Consider the following 19,337-nt stretch of genomic DNA (forward strand, 5'->3'; position numbering starts at 1 on the left):
GTATAATATGCCTATGAAGATAACATATATTCATCATAGCGCATTTTGTGTAGAAGTGAACAGAAAAGTATTGGTATTCGACTATTATGACGGGAAAAGTTCCGGAGATTGTATTTATGATGGCAGTATGCCGCAATTCCCGGAGGATACGGAAATGTATGTATTTTCCAGTCATGGGCACAGAGACCATTTTGATATGGAAGTGCTAAAGTGGAGTTACCGGTACAAAAATATTCAGTATATTTTTGCAAAGGAAATAAAAAAGAAGCTTGGAAACTCTGCATTACAGAGAATTCTTCCGGATATAGAGGTTTCTGAAATCAAGCAAAAAATACATTATATGAAACCCTTAGAAAGGTTGGAATTTCCGGGAGTGGAGGTAGAAACGTTACTGTCTACAGATAGTGGTGTGGCATTTCTGGTAACGTGTGAAGGAAAGGTATTTTATCATGCAGGAGATTTGAACTGGTGGCATTGGGAAGGAGAGTCAGAGGAAGACAACCGCTATCAGGAGGACACATATAAGGAGCAGATAGGATATCTTTCAGAAAAGCATATTGACGTGGCTTTTGTAGTGTTAGATCCAAGGCAGGAAAAGGATATGTTTTTAGGAATGGATTACTTTATACAACATGTGAAAGCAGAGCATATTGTTCCAATGCATATGTGGAAACAGTATGGGTATATCTCCAAATATAAGGATTATTTGAAGGATAAGAATGTAGCAGCAAATATTGTTGAAGTATCCGAGGAAAATCAGGTGTGTTTGTACATCTAAGGGAAAAACAAATAAGAAAAGGATAATAAATATGGAAGTAAAAATATATACGGATGGAGCAGCAAGAGGAAACCCGGAAGGTCCGGGAGGATATGGTGCTGTACTCACTTATGTAGATGGAAGCGGAAAACTTTATAAAAAAGAAATATCTGCAGGTTATAAAAAAACCACCAATAACAGGATGGAGTTGTTAGCAGCAATCCGAAGCTTACAGCAGCTCAATCGACCATGCCGAGTAGACTTGTATTCTGATTCTAAGTATCTGGTGGATGCATTTAATCAGAAATGGATTTATGGTTGGATGAAGAAGGGATGGAAGAAGTCGGATGGAAAGCCAGTGAAAAATATTGATTTGTGGAAAGAACTTTTAGAAGCAATGGGTCAGCATGAGGTGACCTTTCACTGGGTCAAGGGACACGACGGACATGAGATGAACGAACGGTGTGACTATCTGGCAACTACAGCAGCAGACGGGGATAACCTGTTAGAAGATACCGTTTCCGACACTTGAAAATAGAGGAACCATATGATATGATTAAACTTTGATAGGAGGTGCAGGAGCATGGCAGTTTTAAATGTTTTTTTAGAGTATGGAATTAAGTTTGTTGTTCTCGTTGCAGTCGCGGGATTGGGAATTTTCTTAGGAAAGAAGTTACGTGACAGAAGTGATGCAAAGAAAAGCATAGACGAGAAGTAAAAAGATAAATAGAGAGACAGTTGGAGGAAATTTGTTGTGAAAAAATATGGAGTAAATGAGTTGCGCAGAATGTATCTGGAGTTTTTTGAAAGTAAAGAGCATCTGGCAATGAAGAGTTTTTCACTGGTACCGCATAATGATAACAGTTTGTTATTAATTAATGCCGGAATGGCACCGTTAAAGCCATATTTTACAGGTCAGGAGATACCACCAAAGAAGCGTGTGACAACCTGCCAGAAGTGTATTAGAACCGGAGATATCGAAAATGTAGGAAAGACAGCAAGACATCTTACCTTTTTTGAAATGCTTGGAAACTTTTCTTTTGGAGACTATTTTAAACACGAAGCAATTGCATGGTCTTGGGAATTTTTAACGGAAGTAGTAGGAATGGAACCGGAGCGTTTGTATCCATCTATTTACGGAGAAGATGAGGAAGCTTTTGAAATCTGGACGAAGGAAATCGGCGTACCGGCTGAGAAAATCACACGTTTTTATCGTGATGAAAACGGAGAATGTGATAATTTCTGGGAGCATGGTGCAGGTCCTTGTGGTCCGTGTTCTGAAATCTATTATGACCGTGGAGAAAAATATGGTTGTGGAGACCCGGGTTGTAAAGTAGGTTGTGAATGTGACCGTTTCATGGAAGTATGGAACAATGTGTTTACTCAGTTTAACGGAGATGGACATGGCAATTATGAAGAACTTGCCAACAAGAACATTGATACAGGTATGGGATTGGAACGTCTGGCAGTAGTAGTGCAGGATGTAGACTCTGTATTTGATGTTGATACAATGAAAGCTATTCGTGATAAGGTCTGTGCAATTAGCGGTAAGAAATATCAGGTAGATGCAATGGATGATGTATCCATTCGTTTGATTACAGATCATATTCGTTCTACTACATTTATGATTTCTGATGGAATTATGCCATCTAACGAAGGAAGAGGATATGTATTGCGTCGTCTGATTCGTCGTGCAGCACGTCATGGAAGATTACTTGGTATTAATGGAAAGTTCTTGGCTGACTTAAGTGCAACTGTTATTGCAGAGAGCAAGGATGGATATCCTGAATTAGAGGAAAAGAAAGAGTTTATCTTTAAGGTATTGTCTCAGGAGGAAGAGAAGTTCGATAAGACCATTGATCAGGGTCTTACTATTCTTTCTGAAATGCAGGAAGAATTGAAAAAGAACGGGGCGAAAGTGTTATCCGGTGAGAATGCATTTAAATTATATGATACCTATGGATTCCCAATGGATTTAACTCAGGAAATTTTGGAAGAACAGGGATTTACCATTGATGAAGAAGGTTTCAAGAAATGCATGGAAGAGCAGCGAAACAAAGCCAGAAGTGCAAGAAAAGAAACCAATTACATGGGAGCAGACGCAACCGTATATGACGAGATTGATACTGCAATTACGTCTGAGTTTGTAGGTTATGACAGATTAACACATACTTCAAAGATTAGTGTATTAACTACAGAAACAGAGTTAACAGAGGCATTATCTGACGGGGATAAGGGAACCATTATTGTGGACGAGACTCCATTCTATGCGACTATGGGTGGCCAGAATGCAGATACTGGTGTGATTCGTGTAGGCGAGAATGAATTCAAGGTAGAAGATACCATTCATCTTCGCGGTGGAAGAATCGGTCATGTAGGAACTGTAACAAAGGGAATGTTCAAGGTAGGAGATACCGTAGAACTTTCCGTAGATGCAGAAAAACGTGCATTGATTGGAAGAAACCACAGTGCAACCCATCTGCTTCAGAAAGCACTTCGTGAAGTATTAGGAAGCCATGTAGAGCAGCACGGTTCTGATGTAAATACAGACAGATTACGTTTTGACTTTTCTCATTTTGCAGCAATGACAGCGGAAGAGATTGCAAAGGTAGAAAATATTGTAAACGCTAAGATTGCAGAGTCTATTCCGGTTGTAACCGAGGTTATGTCACTGGATGAGGCAAAGAAGACCGGTGCAATGGCATTGTTTGGTGAAAAATATGGAGAAAAGGTTCGCGTCGTTAAGATGGGAGACTTTTCTGTAGAACTTTGTGGTGGTACTCATGTGGCAAATACCGGAAGTATCGGAGCATTTAAGATTATTTCGGAATCCGGTGTAGCAGCAGGGGTAAGACGTATTGAAGCGCTGACCTCTAAGGCAGTATTTGAATACTATGACAGATTAGAAGAGACTATCAATGAAGCTGCTAAGATCGTAAAGACCAATCCGGCAGGTCTGGTAGAAAAATTGGAACACTTAATGGCAGACATGAAGGCGCTTCAGAGTGAAAATGAGTCATTAAAGAGCAAGGTAGCAAAAGATGCTCTTGGTGATGTTATGAATCAGGTGACAGAAGTAAATGGTGTAAAACTTTTGGCAGCAAGCGTATCCGGTGTAGATATGAACGGACTCCGTGATTTAGGAGACCAGTTAAAAGAAAAGCTGGGTGAAGGTGTAGTGTTGCTGGCATCTGATTTGGATGGTAAAGTAAATCTGGTAGCTATGGCAACAGAGGAAGCTATGAATAAAGGTGCTCATGCAGGAAACTTAATTAAAGCTGTCGCAGGAAAAGTTGGCGGTGGCGGCGGTGGACGTCCAAACATGGCACAGGCAGGAGGTAAGAATCCTGCAGGAATTCCGGATGCGATTGCAGAAGCAAAAACGGCATTGGAAGGTCAGATAAAATAAATTTGATATTTTTTTCGAAAAGTAGTTGACTTACGGGAAATATCTGCTAAAATAATTGTTAGTGCAATAAAATATTACCCAAACAGTTGAATATGCACAATACGCAACTGGAGGGAGGTTAGGTGTGAGACTATGTCAAATGTAATCGTTAAAGAAAACGAAACTTTGGATAGCGCTTTACGCAGATTTAAAAGAAACTGTGCGAAAGCAGGGATTCAGCAGGAAATTCGTAAAAGAGAACATTACGAAAAACCAAGCGTAAGACGTAAGAAAAAATCCGAAGCAGCTAGAAAGCGTAAATATAATTAATTGTGTAAAAAATCCGTTGTACGGTTGATGAAAATCAGCAGTACAGCGGATTTTTTTATATTCTAGGAAAGACCTTGTTACATTAAAGTGTGAAAGTAATAACTTTCCTAGAATAAAGAATTTTGGAATATTCTATCTTGTTCTTTCATATACATGAAATCAGGTGTAGGGAAGGAGGACAACTTATGGAGGAAATAGTAAGTGTATTTCCGGGGAGGTTAAGGGCGTTGTGTCAACAAGGATTTCAAAAGGAAGTAGAACCGGAAGAGATACGGCTTCGAATTGGACAGCCTGTTATGGTGATTGGAAAAACAGATGAGTATTTCTGGAATTTGGAAAGCGGTGGACTTCAGAAACAGGAAAGAGAAGCCTATTGTTGGAGTGAAGAAGATATGAAGGAGACCCTTTCCCGTATGAGTCAGTATTCCATGTATGCGTTGGAGGAAGAAATAAAAAGGGGATTTTTTACCATGCAGGGAGGACATCGTATTGGAATCGTAGGAAAGACTGTTTGTGAGCAGGGGAAAATTACTGCAATGCGCAATATCAGCGGATTAAATATACGAATTGCAAGGGAGAAAAAAGGATGTGCCAGAAAAATTCTTTCTTATATAAGAGAGGGGGAAGAAGTACATAATACATTGATTTTGTCTCCGCCCGGAACAGGAAAGACAACAATGCTTCGGGACTGTATCAGAATATTGTCAAATGGGGATGAAAAGGTGGCCGGAAAGAAAATTGGAGTAGTGGATGAACGAAGTGAGATTGCAGCTTCCTTTCAGGGAATTCCACAGAACGATTTAGGGATTCGTACCGATGTGTTAGACTGCTGCCCGAAGGCAGAAGGAATGCACCTTTTATTGCGTAGTATGTCTCCACAGATTATTGCGGTAGACGAGTTGGGAAGTAGAGAGGATTATCAAGCAGTAGAAGAGGTACTTCATTGTGGATGCAGGATTCTTGGAACTATGCATGTAGGAAAAGTAGAAGAATTGGAGGAAAAGGTATATCTTTCAGGCTGGTTGGAGCGGGGGTTTTTTGAGCGGTTTGTGTTTTTAATTAAGGAGAGCAGTGGCGAGCGACGATTTGAGGTGTATGACGAAGAATTGAGGCAGCTATGCTGAAACTAGCTGGGGGAGTGCTGGTACTTTTGGCAGCAGTTTCTTTTGGGTGGCGTCTGTCTGAAGAACAGCAGGAACATATGGAACAACTGGTGGCCATGAAAGAGATGTTTTTGATGATGACAGGGGAGATTTCTTATACCAAGACGCCACTTAGGGAGGCTTTTTTACGAATTGCAGAACAGAATAAGGAGCCATTTGCAGGCTTTTTGAAAAAAGCAGCAGAAGGGTTACAGGAGAATCAGGAGAGTATGGGAGTCTTTTGGAGAAAACTGGTGGATCAGGAGGAAGAACGTTTTCTGTTTTCTAAGGAAGAAAGAGAACTGTTAAAACGAGCAGGAGAAAATTTCGGTTATCTGGATGGACAGATGCAACTGAAAAATCTGGAGTTATATATTGGACAGGCAGAAGTGATGATAGAGCAGTTTCAAAAGGAATTAAAAGAGAAACAGAAGCTTGCCCAGACATTAAGTGTGATGTGCGGGTTATTTGTAATTATTCTGCTGTTATAAATACGGAGGAACTATGAGTATAAGTTTAATCTTTAAAATCGCGGCAGTGGGAATTTTGGTTACCGTATTGAGTCAGGTATTAAAGCACAGTGGAAGGGAGGAACATGCATTCCTTACCAGTTTAGCAGGACTTTTGATCGTATTGTTTTGGATTGTGCCATACATATATGATTTGTTTGAAACCATGAAAAATCTCTTTGCGCTATAAGGAGGCATAATGGACATCATAAAAATTGCAGCGCTAGGGCTTGCAGGTACGCTGTTGGGAATCATACTGAAGGGACAGAAAAAAGAGTATGAGTTGTTTATTTCTATGGGAGCCTGCCTTTGCATTTTTTATTTTATTGTCACAAAGTTAGAAATCGTGTTATCTGTGATTAATCAGATACAGAATTATGTGAAAATTGATACAGGATATGTGGGGATTCTATTAAAAATGATAGGGATTACTTATGTATCGGAATTTTCAGCAAATCTTTGTAAAGATGCAGGGTATCAGGCGATTGCAGGGCAGATAGAGATGTTTGGAAAACTATCGATATTAGCAATCAGTATGCCTGTACTACTGGTGTTGCTGGAAACAATAGGAGAGTTCTTAAAGTGAAAAAATGGATAATAGGGATAGTACTGGCTTTGATGTTGGGGGGAAATTCGCTTACTGTATATGCTATGTCGGATATTGCGGAGAATGAAACCATAGAGGAGTATTTTGATGAGTTGGATTTTGATGAGGTGGATAAAGTATTGGAGGAGAAGGGAACAGGGATTACATTTCGTGAACTAGTACAAATGCTTATTGATGGAGAGAAAATTGATAAGGGTGAATTGTTAAGAAACTTGTTGGATGTGGTATTTCATGAAGTCTTATCATTCCGTTTGGAACTCTTGCAGATTGTACTTTTATGTATTGTGTTTTCCATTCTTTATAATTTTACAAATATATTTGAAAATCCGGCAGTAACACAAATTAGTTTCTATATGGTGTACATGTTGCTCATGGTTTTACTGTTAAAATCCTTTTGGGTTTTAAAGGATGTGGTTTTGGCTGTATTAGATGACATGCTGGTATTTTTAAAACTGTTGGTACCTACTTTTTCTTTAAGTATGGTTTTCTCCGGACAGATGACAGCGGGAAGTGTATTTTATGAACTTACTTTTTTGTTAATATATGGAATTGAATGGCTAATGAATGGGGTAATTGTTCCTGCCATACAGATATATGTGGTGGTAGAAATGATGAATTATCTGACGGAGGAAGAAATGCTCTCCAAAATGACAGAGTTGCTTAAAGAAGGAATTGAATGGGTACTGAAACTGGTGTTTACCACAGTAATTGGAATCAATGTGGTGCAGAATCTTCTGGCTCCGGTCATTGATGGCTTTAAGTCTACGCTTATTTCAAGGACAGCCGGTATGATACCGGGACTTGGAACTTCTATAAATGCTGTAACTGAAATTATGGTGGGAAGCGGAATTATTATTAAAAACGGTGTGGGAGTAGCGGCAATACTTGTGCTAGTGGTATTGTGTGCCGGCTCTGTAATTAAGGTATGGGTGATGACCTTTTTGTATCGCTTGGTAGGGGCAGTTATGCAACCAATAGCAGACAAGCGTATGCTTGGCTGTATCAGTGGTACAGGAGAAGGCGGAAGATTACTTGGGAAGGTTACGGTGACAACGGTTGTGATGTTTTTGGTGACTATTGCCATGGTAACAGCAGCAACTACATTTCGGTAATAGGAAGGATTTAGCATGAAAGGAGTGGAATATGGAATCAGTATATGGGTGGGTAAAAAATTTAGTGTGCTTTTATATTTTTATAACAGCAGTATTGCATTTACTGCCCAAAGAGAGTTATCGAAAATATGTCCGATTCTTTACGGGAATGTTACTGGTAATTATGGTCCTTACTCCTATACTTTCTCTGGTAGGAAATGAGGAGAATCTTTATGAAAAGATAGAACAGACAGGATTTTTTCAGCAAATGGAGAATCTAAAACTTGATACTGCTTATTTGGAAGCAACCCAGAAGGAAATTTATCAGGAGGAATATGAGAAGGCAATTTGCATGGATATAGAACAGATGGTGGATAGGCAGGAATTAGAGGCAAAAAAAGTTGAGGTGCAACTGACAGAAGAGTATTTGGTGAAGCATATCTATATAGAAGCAGAATTTTTATCCGGAGATACGCGGTATCCGGAAAAAGCAGCATTTTCGGAAGGGACAGAATACCCTCAGGTATATGAATTGCAAAAAGAACTGGAGGATTTTTATCAAGTGGAAAAGAAACAGATAGAGATTGTAGTAAGAGAGTAAGAGGTGGAAGAATGCAGTTGGAAAAGTTAAAAAAAATCCCAAAGAACCAGATTCTGATTGCAGGATTGGTGGGGGTATTGTTGTTGGTAATTGCAATTCCGGTAGACAGTGGGAAAAAGCAAGTAGAAGAAAAGGAAGAGATACAGGAAGAACAGGAAGGATATAATGAAGGGACTGGCGGTGCATATGAAAAGAATCTGGAGCGCAGGTTGAAAGAGGTATTGGAGAACATGGACGGAGTGGGGAAGGTGGAGGTTATGATTACACTGAAGGACAATGGGGAGAGTGTGGTAGAAAAGGATAGGATGACTAGTAGTCAGAATACGCAGGAGGGCGACAATGGTTCGGTACGCAGCGTAACAGAAATTCAGTCGCAGGAGGAAACAGTATTTTCCGGGCAACAGGGGAGCGGTCAGGAGCCATTTATTTCCAAAGAGGTAACACCTCAGATTGAAGGGATTTTGGTAGTGGCAGAGGGCGGAGAAAATTCTGTGGTGGTAAAAAATATTTCAGATGCAGTTTTAGCATTATTTCCGGTAGAAGCACATAAAATTAAGGTAGTTAAGATGAATCTTTAGGAGGGTGTCATTTTGAAAAACATATTTAAGAAAAATCAGATTATTATTACGGCATTGGCACTAATGATAGCAGTAGCAGGGTACTTACAGTATACCGGAACACAGAGTGACGACAAAGTTGCAAAGGAAGCAAGTGCAGATTTAAGTGATACTACATATGAAATTTCAGATGAGGAATTTAGCGCAGATGATATTTTTACAGAAGAGGAGGAAGCAACGGCACAGACGGAAGCACAGGCAGATGCACAGACGGAAGAAGCACCGTTGGGGATTCAGACAGGAGAGGATATTGCAGCACAGAATGAACAAGAGGCAGCAGAGAATCCGGGCGAAGCAGTTCTTACCAGTAATTCTATAGAAAATGTGAACTTTGCGGCAGAAGTAAAGTTGAACCGAGAGCAGGTGCGTTCCCAGAACAAGGAAACGTTGTTAGAGATTATCAATAATACCAATATTTCAGAAGAACAAAAACAGGCGGCGATTGATGCAATGGTTGCTATGACAGATATTGCAGAAAGGGAAAATGCAGCGGAGATGCTTTTAGAGGCGAAAGGATTTACTGATGTAGTGGTAAGCATTACCGATGACAATGCGGATGTAGTGTTGAATATGGGTCAGGTAACGGATGCAAAGCGTGCCCAGATAGAAGATATTGTAAAGCGTAAGACTAATATAACTCCCGAAAATATTATTATTACACCGATTCAGGGAAGTGCTACAGAAACAACTACAGAAGAGTGAGGGAAAGAACTTGCATCAAAGGCCAAAAGGTATTATGATAAGTATGACTTATGAGAATAATAAGGAATATGGTTGATAGATACAGGAGGTCTTTATGAAAAGAGTTTTTTTGATTGTATTGGATAGTGTTGGAATTGGTGAAATGCCGGATGCAGAAGCTTTTGGGGATGAAGGAAGCAATACCTTAAAGGCAGCTTCTAAGGATAAGCATTTTGCTATGTCCAATATGAGAAAATTAGGACTATTTAACATTGATGGTGTAGACATTGGAGAAAAGGAAGCGCAGCCACAGGGAGCTTTTGCAAGAATGACAGAAAAGTCCATGGGAAAAGATACTACCATTGGGCACTGGGAGATTGCAGGGATAATTTCGGAGGCACCGTTGCCAACTTATCCGGAGGGATTTCCACAGGAAATCATAGAAGAATTCTCAAGAAAAACAGGACATGGCGTTTTATGCAATAAGCCGTATTCCGGTACAGAGGTAATTAAGGATTTCGGCGAGCAGCATATAAAAACAGGGGATTTGATTGTGTATACTTCGGCCGATTCTGTATTTCAGGTGGCTGCCCATGAAGATATTGTACCGGTAGAACAGTTGTATGAATATTGTCAGATAGCCAGAAATATGCTTGTTGGAAAGCATGGTGTGGGAAGAGTGATTGCGCGTCCTTTTGAAGGAGAGCCGGGAGCATTCGTAAGAACAAGTCGACGTCATGATTTCTCATTAGAGCCACCGAAAGTAACCATGTTGGATCAGTTGAAGGAAGCTGGTTACGAGGTTCTTGGAGTTGGAAAAATCTTTGATATTTTTGCGGGAAAAAGCATTACCGACTATGTAAGAACTACCGGAAATCCAGACGGTATCGATAAAACGTTAGAATATATGGAACGGGATTTTGAAGGGCTTTGTTTCGTAAATTTGGTGGATTATGATATGCTGTATGGTCATCGAAATGACGTGGAAGGCTATGCGAAGGCATTGACTTATTTTGATGAGCGTTTACCGGAGATTCTTGGTAAGCTTAGGGAAGATGATATTCTCATGATTACAGCTGACCATGGTTGTGACCCATCTACGCCATCTACCGATCATTCCAGAGAGTATACGCCTTTGGTAATGTATGGAAATAATATTCCGGCTGGAAAGAACTTTGGTACCAGAAGCACTTTTTCCGATATTGGAGCAACAGTGTTAAATTATTTCGGAGTAGAGAAGCAGATTGCAGGAGAAAGTCTGGTTATGTTTTAAGTGAAATGAAAACGAAAAAGTGTAATAGTTAGAGAGACTGGTTGAGTTATCTGCCAGTCTTTTTTATATCCTAGGAAAGACCTTGTTGCATTAAAGAGTGATAATTTAGCGGTTCATTAGCACTTGTAATACAAAAGAAGTATGGTGAAATTTATAAAAAATAGAAAAAAACAAAAAAGAAATCCATCTAAAAAAAGGCTTCTTTTTTTGTGAAAATATAAAAAATAAAAATACAATAAACATTTCTAACAAAAGTATAAAAAATATAAAAAAAATATGTATTGAATGCACAAAAAAAAAGACGAATTTCCAATTATTTTGAAAGTCAAACTAATAATTGACAATAATTTAACATGGGATTAAATTAGATGAAGAAATTACCATGGCAGTGTGATTTTGTACGGATACCGTCAGCCGTCAGAACTGCCATTAGGTGGAAAGGAAGTGAATATAATGGATGCTTTCGTAGAATCGCTGTTAGAGGAACTGAACTGTGAAACAGTCTTTACGATTCCATTATTTGGTGGAATTCCAGTATCTGAGGCAGTGGTAGTTACCTGGATTATTATGGCAGGGCTCACTGTTGTAGCCTTTTTGCTCACCAGAAATTTGAGCGTAGAACAGCCGGGGCGAAGGCAGCTGATTGTAGAAACAGCCGTGGAAGGTGCATATGGATTTTTCAATGACACCATGGGAGGACTAGGAAAGGAATATATTCCATATTTAAGTGCTGTTGCTCTCTACATAGGAATTTCCAATCTGATAGGATTGATTGGATTTAAGCCTCCCACCAAGGACTTGAATATTACCGCTGCATTGGCAATTATGAGTATTGTATTGATTGAAGTTGCCGGTGTGCGCAAGAAGGGAATGAAGAAATGGCTTAAGAGCTTTGCAGAGCCGGTGCCAATCATTTTGCCAATTAATATTCTGGAGATTTTTATCAGACCTTTGTCATTATGTATGCGACTTTTTGGTAATGTCTTAGGCGCATTCGTAGTTATGGAACTGATAAAATTATTAGTACCCGTTGTGGTACCAGTGGCATTCAGCTGCTATTTTGATATTTTTGACGGTTTAATACAAGCCTATGTGTTTGTATTCCTTACATCATTATTTATGAAAGAAGCTATTGAAGAATAAGAAGAAAAGGAGCATATGATTATGAATACAATTATCGCTATTGGAGCAGGAATCGCAGTTTTAACAGGAATCGGAGCAGGAATCGGAATCGGTGTTGCAACCGCTAAGGCAACAGATGCCATTGCAAGACAGCCGGAAGCAGAAGGTAAAATCAGTAAAGCATTATTATTAGGATGTGCCCTTGCAGAAGCAACCGCTATTTATGGTTTTGTTATCGCATTGCTTATTATCATGTTCTTAAAATAAAAACAGAAGAAAGGCGGCGGTAACATGCTGAGTTTAAATGTTTGGAATCTGCTGTTTACGGTAATCAATGTACTGGTATTGTATCTGTTAATGAAAAAGTTTTTGTTTAAGCCTGTGTTGGCAGTCTTAGAAAAAAGAAAAGAAATGATTGCGTCTAATATGGAAGAAGCAAGAAAGAGCCAGCAGGAAGCGGAAGAGTTAAAAACTGATTATGAAGAGAGAATTTCTGTGGCAAAGGAAGAAGCACAGAAAATCGTACATAGTGCAAGAGAGCTGGCAGAACAGGAAAGAGCAGGAATTCTGGAAAAGACCAGAATAGAATCAGAGCAGATGATAGAAAAGGCAAAGGCTGCAATTGCTTCAGAACAGGAAAAGGCACAGCAGGAGGCAAAGGAAGAAATTGCCAAACTTGCGGTATTGGCTGCAAGAAAAATTATAGAAGCAGGTGATGCCAATGACACAGACAGCTATTAATTATGCGAAGGCACTTCATGAACTGAATATCAGTAGGGAAAGCATGCGTACAGTAGAGGAGATAATAAAAACAGTTCCTACTGTTAGTGAAGTGTTAGAAGCCCCGATAATTTCAAAGGAAGAAAAGAGGCGTGTGACAGACCGGATTTTCCCGGAGGAGACAAGGTCTTTTATTAAACTTTTGTGTGATTATGACAGGGCAGATCAGCTTTTGAATATCTGTGAGGCATATGAAATAGAATACAGACGTATTCATCATATTTTAAAGGCTGAAATTTATTCAGCAAAGCCTCTGGGTGATGAGAAAAAGCAGGAAATTGAGAAGTTTTTACAGGAAAAATATCCTGATATGACATGTCAGTTATCCTATGAGATTGAAAAAAAATTGATGGGAGGAACCCTTATTAAGGCTGGAAACATGGAATATGATAACAGCTACGAGGGACGTTTGCATCAATTGGAATTAAAATTAACCGGGAGGTGAAAGCGGTGAGTGCAATCAGCGCATCAGATATTATTTCCATTATTAAAAGCGAAATTGAGCACTATGACTGGGAAAAAGAAGGACAGGAAACAGGTAAGGTTATCTGGGTCGGTGACGGAATTGCAACAGTATATGGAATTGACCATGCTGTATACGGTGAAATCGTCGTTTTTGAAAATGGATTAAAAGGTATGGTACAGGATATCAGAAGAAACGAAATTGGATGTATTCTGTTTGGAAAAGATACCGGAATCAAGGAAGGAACGAAGGTTGTTCGGACAAAAAAAAGAGCAGGTATTCCGGTGGGAGATGCCTATATAGGAAGAATTATCAATGCTCTTGGTGAGCCAATCGATGGAAAGGGAGAAATCAAGTCGGAAGAGTATCGCCCAATGGAACAGGACGCTCCTGGAATTTTAGAGCGTAAGTCTGTAAATACACCAATGGAAACGGGAATTCTTGCGATTGATTCTATGTTTCCGATTGGACGTGGACAGCGTGAATTGATTATTGGTGATAGACAGACTGGTAAGACTGCAATTGCTATTGATACTATTTTAAACCAGAAGGGAAAAGATGTTATCTGCGTTTATGTGGCAATCGGTCAGAAGGCATCCAGTGTTGCTAAGATAGTATCCACATTACAGCAACATGATGCTATGGACTACACGATTGTACTTTCTTCCACAGCAAGTGATCCGGCGTCTTTACAGTATGTTGCCCCATATGCAGGTACCGCATTGGCAGAATACTTTATGTATAAAGGTAAGGATGTGCTAATCATATATGATGATTTATCCAAGCATGCGGTAGCATATCGAGCATTATCCTTGTTATTGGAACGTTCTCCGGGACGTGAAGCATATCCGGGAGATGTATTCTATCTTCATTCCAGACTTCTGGAGCGTTCTAGTCGTCTGAGTGATGAGTTGGGTGGTGGTTCTATTACAGCACTGCCGATTATTGAAACACAGGCAGGAGACTTATCAGCCTATATTCCGACTAATGTAATTTCTATTACAGATGGTCAGATTTTCTTAGAGAGTGATTTGTTTTTCTCTGGTATGAGACCGGCAGTAAATGTAGGTCTTTCGGTATCTCGTGTAGGTGGAGCCGCACAGACCAAGGCAATGAAAAAAGCAACCGGAAGTATACGTATCGATTTGGCCCAGTTCCGTGAAATGGAAGTATTTACTCAGTTTAGTTCCGATTTGGATGAAAGTACCAAGGAACAGTTAGCACACGGAAAAGTTTTGATGGAGTTACTAAAACAGCCGTTGTGTCATCCAATGAGTATGGCAGAGCAGGTAATTACCCTTTGTGTGGCAAATAGAGGTATTTTAGATGAGGTTCCAGTGCCGAAGGTAAAGGAAACACAGATGAATCTATTAGCTCACATGGCAGATGCTCATCCGGAATTGGTAAAAGAGATTACGGAACAGAAGGTGCTGACAGATGAGACAGCGGAAAAAATCATAGTAGCTGCGAAGGAATATGTGCAGACAGCAGGAATATAAGGATGGTGAGGAAAGATGGCTAATACGAAGGAAATCCAGAGCCGAATGAAGAGTATTCAGGATACCATGAAGATTACCAATGCCATGTATATGATTTCCTCTTCCAAACTGAAGAAGTCGAAGAAGAGTCTGGAAGAAACGGAGCCGTACTTTTATACCCTACAGTCAACTATGAGCCGTATATTAAGACATGTTCCGGATATGGAAAGTATTTATTTTGACCAGCGTGAAAACAAGAAACCGGAGGAAAGACATACAGGATATATTGTAGTTACTGCGGACAAAGGAATGGCAGGTGCCTACAATCACAATGTATTGAAGGTGGCTGAGGAACATCTGAAGGAAAGTGATAATCCGGTGCTTTTTGTGCTAGGAGAATTAGGAAGACAGTACTTTGAACATAAAAAATTTCCGATTGAAGAACAGTTCCATTATACAGTACAGAATCCAACACTGAATCGTGCAAGAAATATAGCAGAGACCATATTAGAATGGTATAGTCAGGAACGGCTGGATGAAGTGTATATTATTTATACCAGAATGATAAATGCAGTGCAGGCTGAGGCAGAGGTTCGGCAACTTCTTCCACTGAAAAAGGCAGACTTTAGCCAGCAGATGCCAATTGGTGTTATGATGGAAGAATTAGCATTATTGCCAACACCGGAAGCGGTAATGGATCGAATCGTTCCGGATTATATAGTAGGTTTTGTATATGGAGCATTGGTGGAATCTTATTCCAGTGAGCAGAATTCCAGAATGATGGCAATGCAGGCTGCTACGGATAGTGCAAAAGAGATGTTAAGAGAATTAGATATTTTATATAACCGGGCAAGGCAGGCTGCGATTACACAAGAGATTACAGAGGTAATTGCAGGAGCAAAGGCCCAGAAGAAAAAGAAAGAACAAGGTGGAAAGTAAGGAGGAAAGTCTCATGGAACAAGGCAAAATTGTCCAGGTTATGGGACCGGTAGTCGACGTAGAGTTTGAAAATTGTGAACTTCCGGAAATCAAAGATGCGTTGGAAGTAGATAACGACGGAAAACGTTGTGTCATGGAAGTGGCACAGCATATTGGAAATAATACCGTACGTTGCATTATGCTTGCTTCCAGTGAAGGACTGCATAAAGATATGGTAGTTACTGCAACTGGAAGTGGTATTAAGGTTCCGGTTGGAGAAAAGACGTTGGGACGTCTGTTTAACGTTTTAGGCGAAACATTAGATAAGGGAGGGTCTTTGGAACAGGAAGAACACTGGGTTATTCATAGAGATCCGCCAACTTTTGAGGAACAGAGTCCGGTTGTAGAAATGTTAGAGACAGGAATTAAAGTAATTGACCTTTTGGCTCCATATGCCAAAGGAGGTAAGATTGGTCTGTTTGGTGGTGCCGGAGTTGGTAAGACTGTGTTGATTCAGGAGTTGATTCACAATATTGCCACAGAGCATGGTGGATATTCCATTTTTACCGGAGTTGGAGAACGTTCCCGTGAAGGAAATGATCTTTGGACTGAAATGAGTGAATCCGGTGTATTAGAAAAAACAGCATTGGTGTTCGGACAGATGAACGAGCCGCCTGGAGCTCGTATGCGTGTAGCGGAAACCGGACTTACTATGGCAGAATATTTCCGTGATGAGAAGCATCAGAACGTGTTATTATTTATTGATAATATTTTCCGTTTTACTCAGGCTGGTTCAGAGGTTTCAGCATTATTGGGACGTATGCCTTCGGCAGTAGGATATCAGCCTACATTAGCAACGGAAATGGGTGAGTTACAGGAAAGAATTGCATCTACGAAAAATGGTTCTGTCACTTCCGTGCAGGCAGTATATGTGCCGGCAGATGACTTGACAGACCCGGCTCCTGCAACTACATTCGCTCATTTGGATGCTACAACAGTATTATCCAGAAAAATTGTAGAACAGGGTATTTATCCGGCAGTTGACCCATTGGAGTCCAATTCCCGTATTTTGGAGGCAGACGTAGTAGGAGAAGAACATTACCAGACTGCAAGACGTGTACAGGAAGTATTGCAGAAGTACAAGGAATTACAGGATATTATTGCAATTCTTGGTATGGAAGAATTGTCTGAAGAGGATAAGCTTACTGTATATCGTGCCAGAAAGGTACAGAAGTTCTTATCACAGCCATTTAGTGTTGCAGAGAATTTTACTGGGATACAAGGAAAGTATGTGCCGGTGCAGGAAACTATCCGTGGATTTAAGGCAATTTTAGATGGTGAAATGGATGAGTATCCGGAAAACGCATTTTTCAATGTAGGAACCATTGATGAGGTAAAAGAAAAGGCAGAGCAAATGAAAGAATCCGCCGAAGAATAGGAGTGGTTTCATGAATACATTCTTTTTAAAGGTAATTGCAGCAGACCATACTTTTTTTCAGGGAAAATGTCAGGCATTGACAGTTCCGGCAATTGATGGTGAAAAAGGAATTCTTCCTCACCATGAGGATATGGTAATTGCAGTAAATGATGGTGAAATCCGTGTGACAGCAGAAGATGGCACTGTACATATTGGTATTGTAGGAATGGGATTTGTGCAGATTATCAATAACCGTGTGACTTTATTGGTAGAAACAGCAGAAAGACCGGAGGATATTGATGCCAGAAGAGCAAAAGAGGCTCAAGAACGTGCCATGGAGCAGATGCGACAGAAGCAGAGCATACAGGAATTTCATCATTCCCAGGCATCTCTGGCACGTGCAATGTCAAGATTAAAGGCTACAAGTAAATATAATCAGTAATGAGATAAAAGAAAGGCGTTTGTGAGAGTGAAAAGCTCTTACAGGCGTTTTTTATATCATAGGAAAGACCTTGTTGTATTAAAGTGTAAAAGTATAAAAGTATATGAATTTCCTATGATATAAAAAACGCTCCGCTAAGGATGCGCAGCTCGCGGAGAGGAAATTAGCCGTAAACGGCACCACTCGCGCGCGAAAGAGTCCGACGAGCGGACTCTTTGTTCTAACAAATGACAAGATTGTCAATAAAGTAATTAAAGTTACAAGGTTAGAAAAATGTGATAAAAATAACTTTTTATGATTATGAAAATGTGATAATAATAGAATATCAAGGTTGCAAAAATGTGAATATTAAAGTAATATAAGTACATAATATAGGGTGAACGGAGTGATATTATGTATCGGAATGCATTGGAAAAACTTAAGAAATGGAAAGATAAAAAGCATAGACTACCATTGATTTTAATGGGTGCAAGGCAGGTTGGAAAAACATGGCTCATGAAAGAGTTTGGAGTACAGTGCTTTGAAGAAGTCTGCTATATTAATTTTGAAAATCCGGGGCAGGTAGCAGATATTTTCGAAGGTACCATTGTTCCATCAAGAATGATAGAGTTGTTGGGAGCATATCATGGAAAAAAAATAGAGCCGGAAAAAACATTGATTATATTTGATGAAATACAAGAGGTTCCAAGAGCGCTTACATCATTAAAATATTTTGCCGAAGAAGCACCAGAGTATGCGATTTGTTGTGCAGGCTCGCTGTTGGGTGTGACTTTGCATGAAGGAACGTCTTTTCCGGTGGGAAAGGTTGATTTTATTACAATTAATCCACTTTCTTTTGACGAATTTCTTCTTGCAAATGGGGAAGAGATGTTAGTGGATTGGACAAGGGAACATTATCAGGAAAAAATGCCGGAAATGTTATCGGAAAAATATTTGGATTATCTAAAAAAATATTTTATCATAGGCGGGATGCCTACAGCAGTGTCCACGTGGCTTGAAACTAAGGATTTTTCAGAGGTGACAGAAAGACAGAGACGTCTATTGTTATCTTATGAAAATGATTTTTCAAAGCATGCTCCGGGAAATGTGGTTCCTAAAATTCATCATGTCTGGAATTCCATTCCATCTCAACTTGCAAAGGAAAATAAGAAATTTATTTATGGTCTGGCGAAGGAAGGTGCACGTGCAAGAGAGTATGAGGATGCTCTATTATGGCTGAAAGACAGTGGAATAGTACGAAGAGTAGGATTGGTAACAGGCGGAAGGCTTCCACTAAAGGGATATGAAGATTTAAAGGCTTTTAAGATATATCTTTTGGATGTAGGACTTTTGAGAACTTTATGTGAAATCGAACCGGAAATTATTTTAGATTCAGAGGCAGTGTTTAAGGAATTTATGGGAACACTTACAGAACAGTTTGTGCTTCAGGAACTTCAGGCAACAGAAGTTGCATCGAACATTTATTATTGGAGTGAAGGAGCAACATCAGAAGTTGATTATATTTTTTCCTATAAGAATCAGGTTATTCCGGTGGAAGCAAAGGCAGGTCTTTCTGTACATGCACAAAGTCTTAAGGTTTTTTGTAAAAAATATGAACCTAAAACAGCAATAAGAACTTCTTTAAAGCCGTTTCGCGTTGATAATGGACTTATTAATTTACCCTTATATCAATTATGGAATGTGAAAGCAATACTGGAGGCAGAGAGAAATTTATAGAAAGT

At 39.7% G+C, this 19,337-nt stretch carries 23 protein-coding genes; all 23 read left to right on the forward strand.

Going from position 1 to position 19,337, the window contains the following annotated elements; all coding sequences use genetic code 11:
• Positions 1-13 precede the first annotated feature (13 nt).
• Complete coding sequence (locus tag BIV20_RS06015; RefSeq protein WP_075719224.1) at positions 14-778, forward strand: MBL fold metallo-hydrolase; 765 nt, start codon at positions 14-16, stop codon at positions 776-778.
• A 31-nt stretch (positions 779-809) separates the two neighbouring features.
• Positions 810-1,289 carry a ribonuclease HI gene (gene rnhA / locus BIV20_RS06020; protein WP_075719030.1) on the forward strand — a complete coding sequence of 160 codons (480 nt, stop codon included), beginning with the start codon at positions 810-812 and terminating at the stop codon, positions 1,287-1,289.
• Between the two features lie 51 nt (positions 1,290-1,340).
• A complete protein-coding gene (locus BIV20_RS06025) occupies positions 1,341-1,475 on the forward strand; it encodes a vanadium nitrogenase (RefSeq protein WP_143524507.1) in 135 nt (44 codons plus the stop codon).
• A 69-nt stretch (positions 1,476-1,544) separates the two neighbouring features.
• A complete protein-coding gene (gene alaS / locus BIV20_RS06030; RefSeq protein ID WP_242939792.1) occupies positions 1,545-4,166 on the forward strand; it encodes an alanine--tRNA ligase in 2,622 nt (873 codons plus the stop codon).
• Between the two features lie 132 nt (positions 4,167-4,298).
• Positions 4,299-4,475 (forward strand): 30S ribosomal protein S21, encoded by a 177-nt coding sequence (gene rpsU / locus BIV20_RS06035; protein WP_004054229.1) that lies wholly within the window; start codon positions 4,299-4,301, stop codon positions 4,473-4,475.
• A 185-nt stretch (positions 4,476-4,660) separates the two neighbouring features.
• Entirely contained in the window at positions 4,661-5,599 is a 939-nt protein-coding gene (gene spoIIIAA, locus BIV20_RS06040) for a stage III sporulation protein AA (RefSeq protein WP_075719034.1), read from the forward strand.
• Positions 5,593-6,108, forward strand: coding sequence for a stage III sporulation protein AB (locus BIV20_RS06045; protein WP_075719036.1), 516 nt, complete (start codon positions 5,593-5,595; stop codon positions 6,106-6,108). Before spoIIIAA ends, BIV20_RS06045 begins: the two co-directional genes overlap by 7 nt.
• Positions 6,109-6,121: 13 nt before the next feature.
• Positions 6,122-6,316 carry a stage III sporulation protein AC gene (spoIIIAC, locus tag BIV20_RS06050; RefSeq protein WP_075719038.1) on the forward strand — a complete coding sequence of 65 codons (195 nt, stop codon included), beginning with the start codon at positions 6,122-6,124 and terminating at the stop codon, positions 6,314-6,316.
• A gap of 9 nt (positions 6,317-6,325) precedes the next feature.
• Positions 6,326-6,712, forward strand: a complete 387-nt coding sequence (locus BIV20_RS06055; protein ID WP_075719040.1) for a SpoIIIAC/SpoIIIAD family protein — start codon at positions 6,326-6,328, stop codon at positions 6,710-6,712.
• Complete coding sequence (locus BIV20_RS06060; protein WP_075719042.1) at positions 6,709-7,845, forward strand: stage III sporulation protein AE; 1,137 nt, start codon at positions 6,709-6,711, stop codon at positions 7,843-7,845. Before BIV20_RS06055 ends, BIV20_RS06060 begins: the two co-directional genes overlap by 4 nt.
• 31 nt (positions 7,846-7,876) lie before the next feature.
• Positions 7,877-8,425 (forward strand): stage III sporulation protein AF, encoded by a 549-nt coding sequence (locus BIV20_RS06065; RefSeq protein WP_075719044.1) that lies wholly within the window; start codon positions 7,877-7,879, stop codon positions 8,423-8,425.
• 11 nt (positions 8,426-8,436) lie between these two features.
• Positions 8,437-9,003: a hypothetical protein gene (locus tag BIV20_RS06070; RefSeq protein ID WP_075719046.1), complete on the forward strand. Its 567-nt coding sequence runs from the start codon at positions 8,437-8,439 to the stop codon at positions 9,001-9,003.
• A gap of 12 nt (positions 9,004-9,015) precedes the next feature.
• Positions 9,016-9,744 (forward strand): SpoIIIAH-like family protein, encoded by a 729-nt coding sequence (locus BIV20_RS06075; RefSeq protein WP_075719048.1) that lies wholly within the window; start codon positions 9,016-9,018, stop codon positions 9,742-9,744.
• Between the two features lie 94 nt (positions 9,745-9,838).
• A complete protein-coding gene (locus tag BIV20_RS06080; RefSeq protein ID WP_075719050.1) occupies positions 9,839-10,996 on the forward strand; it encodes a phosphopentomutase in 1,158 nt (385 codons plus the stop codon).
• 453 nt (positions 10,997-11,449) lie between these two features.
• On the forward strand, positions 11,450-12,139 hold the full coding sequence (locus BIV20_RS06085; RefSeq protein ID WP_075719052.1) for a F0F1 ATP synthase subunit A: 690 nt from the start codon (positions 11,450-11,452) through the stop codon (positions 12,137-12,139).
• Between the two features lie 21 nt (positions 12,140-12,160).
• Entirely contained in the window at positions 12,161-12,385 is a 225-nt protein-coding gene (gene atpE, locus BIV20_RS06090; protein WP_075719054.1) for an ATP synthase F0 subunit C, read from the forward strand.
• Between the two features lie 24 nt (positions 12,386-12,409).
• Positions 12,410-12,859 (forward strand): F0F1 ATP synthase subunit B, encoded by a 450-nt coding sequence (atpF, locus tag BIV20_RS06095; protein WP_075719056.1) that lies wholly within the window; start codon positions 12,410-12,412, stop codon positions 12,857-12,859.
• A complete protein-coding gene (atpH, locus tag BIV20_RS06100; RefSeq protein WP_075719058.1) occupies positions 12,840-13,343 on the forward strand; it encodes an ATP synthase F1 subunit delta in 504 nt (167 codons plus the stop codon). The genes atpF and atpH overlap by 20 nt, the downstream gene beginning before the upstream one ends.
• Before the next feature lie 5 nt (positions 13,344-13,348).
• Positions 13,349-14,860 (forward strand): F0F1 ATP synthase subunit alpha, encoded by a 1,512-nt coding sequence (gene atpA, locus BIV20_RS06105; RefSeq protein WP_075719060.1) that lies wholly within the window; start codon positions 13,349-13,351, stop codon positions 14,858-14,860.
• 15 nt (positions 14,861-14,875) lie between these two features.
• The gene (gene atpG / locus BIV20_RS06110) at positions 14,876-15,778 is read left to right on the forward strand and encodes an ATP synthase F1 subunit gamma (RefSeq protein WP_075719062.1); all 903 of its coding nucleotides are present in this window, start codon (positions 14,876-14,878) and stop codon (positions 15,776-15,778) included.
• Positions 15,779-15,791: 13 nt separating this feature from the next.
• On the forward strand, positions 15,792-17,195 hold the full coding sequence (atpD, locus tag BIV20_RS06115; protein WP_075719064.1) for a F0F1 ATP synthase subunit beta: 1,404 nt from the start codon (positions 15,792-15,794) through the stop codon (positions 17,193-17,195).
• A 10-nt stretch (positions 17,196-17,205) separates the two neighbouring features.
• Positions 17,206-17,616 (forward strand): ATP synthase F1 subunit epsilon, encoded by a 411-nt coding sequence (atpC, locus tag BIV20_RS06120; RefSeq protein WP_075719066.1) that lies wholly within the window; start codon positions 17,206-17,208, stop codon positions 17,614-17,616.
• A 393-nt stretch (positions 17,617-18,009) separates the two neighbouring features.
• Positions 18,010-19,332 (forward strand): ATP-binding protein, encoded by a 1,323-nt coding sequence (locus BIV20_RS06125; protein ID WP_075719068.1) that lies wholly within the window; start codon positions 18,010-18,012, stop codon positions 19,330-19,332.
• Positions 19,333-19,337 lie beyond the last annotated feature (5 nt).

The sequence above is a fragment of the Roseburia sp. 499 genome (assembly GCF_001940225.2).
GTDB lineage: Bacteria > Bacillota > Clostridia > Lachnospirales > Lachnospiraceae > Petralouisia.

What these genes read in the sequence shown, in the direction of transcription:
- BIV20_RS06015 (WP_075719224.1), top strand. Translation starts at nt 14, where the DNA reads ATGAAGATAACATATATTCATCATAGCGCATTTTGTGTAGAAGTGAAC.
- rnhA (WP_075719030.1), top strand. Translation starts at nt 810, where the DNA reads ATGGAAGTAAAAATATATACGGATGGAGCAGCAAGAGGAAACCCGGAA.
- BIV20_RS06025 (WP_143524507.1), top strand. Translation starts at nt 1,341, where the DNA reads ATGGCAGTTTTAAATGTTTTTTTAGAGTATGGAATTAAGTTTGTTGTT.
- alaS (WP_242939792.1), top strand. Translation starts at nt 1,545, where the DNA reads ATGTATCTGGAGTTTTTTGAAAGTAAAGAGCATCTGGCAATGAAGAGT.
- rpsU (WP_004054229.1), top strand. Translation starts at nt 4,299, where the DNA reads ATGTCAAATGTAATCGTTAAAGAAAACGAAACTTTGGATAGCGCTTTA.
- spoIIIAA (WP_075719034.1), top strand. Translation starts at nt 4,661, where the DNA reads ATGGAGGAAATAGTAAGTGTATTTCCGGGGAGGTTAAGGGCGTTGTGT.
- BIV20_RS06045 (WP_075719036.1), top strand. Translation starts at nt 5,593, where the DNA reads ATGCTGAAACTAGCTGGGGGAGTGCTGGTACTTTTGGCAGCAGTTTCT.
- spoIIIAC (WP_075719038.1), top strand. Translation starts at nt 6,122, where the DNA reads ATGAGTATAAGTTTAATCTTTAAAATCGCGGCAGTGGGAATTTTGGTT.
- BIV20_RS06055 (WP_075719040.1), top strand. Translation starts at nt 6,326, where the DNA reads ATGGACATCATAAAAATTGCAGCGCTAGGGCTTGCAGGTACGCTGTTG.
- BIV20_RS06065 (WP_075719044.1), top strand. Translation starts at nt 7,877, where the DNA reads ATGGAATCAGTATATGGGTGGGTAAAAAATTTAGTGTGCTTTTATATT.
- BIV20_RS06070 (WP_075719046.1), top strand. Translation starts at nt 8,437, where the DNA reads ATGCAGTTGGAAAAGTTAAAAAAAATCCCAAAGAACCAGATTCTGATT.
- BIV20_RS06080 (WP_075719050.1), top strand. Translation starts at nt 9,839, where the DNA reads ATGAAAAGAGTTTTTTTGATTGTATTGGATAGTGTTGGAATTGGTGAA.
- BIV20_RS06085 (WP_075719052.1), top strand. Translation starts at nt 11,450, where the DNA reads ATGGATGCTTTCGTAGAATCGCTGTTAGAGGAACTGAACTGTGAAACA.
- atpE (WP_075719054.1), top strand. Translation starts at nt 12,161, where the DNA reads ATGAATACAATTATCGCTATTGGAGCAGGAATCGCAGTTTTAACAGGA.
- atpF (WP_075719056.1), top strand. Translation starts at nt 12,410, where the DNA reads ATGCTGAGTTTAAATGTTTGGAATCTGCTGTTTACGGTAATCAATGTA.
- atpH (WP_075719058.1), top strand. Translation starts at nt 12,840, where the DNA reads ATGACACAGACAGCTATTAATTATGCGAAGGCACTTCATGAACTGAAT.
- atpG (WP_075719062.1), top strand. Translation starts at nt 14,876, where the DNA reads ATGGCTAATACGAAGGAAATCCAGAGCCGAATGAAGAGTATTCAGGAT.
- atpD (WP_075719064.1), top strand. Translation starts at nt 15,792, where the DNA reads ATGGAACAAGGCAAAATTGTCCAGGTTATGGGACCGGTAGTCGACGTA.
- atpC (WP_075719066.1), top strand. Translation starts at nt 17,206, where the DNA reads ATGAATACATTCTTTTTAAAGGTAATTGCAGCAGACCATACTTTTTTT.
- BIV20_RS06125 (WP_075719068.1), top strand. Translation starts at nt 18,010, where the DNA reads ATGTATCGGAATGCATTGGAAAAACTTAAGAAATGGAAAGATAAAAAG.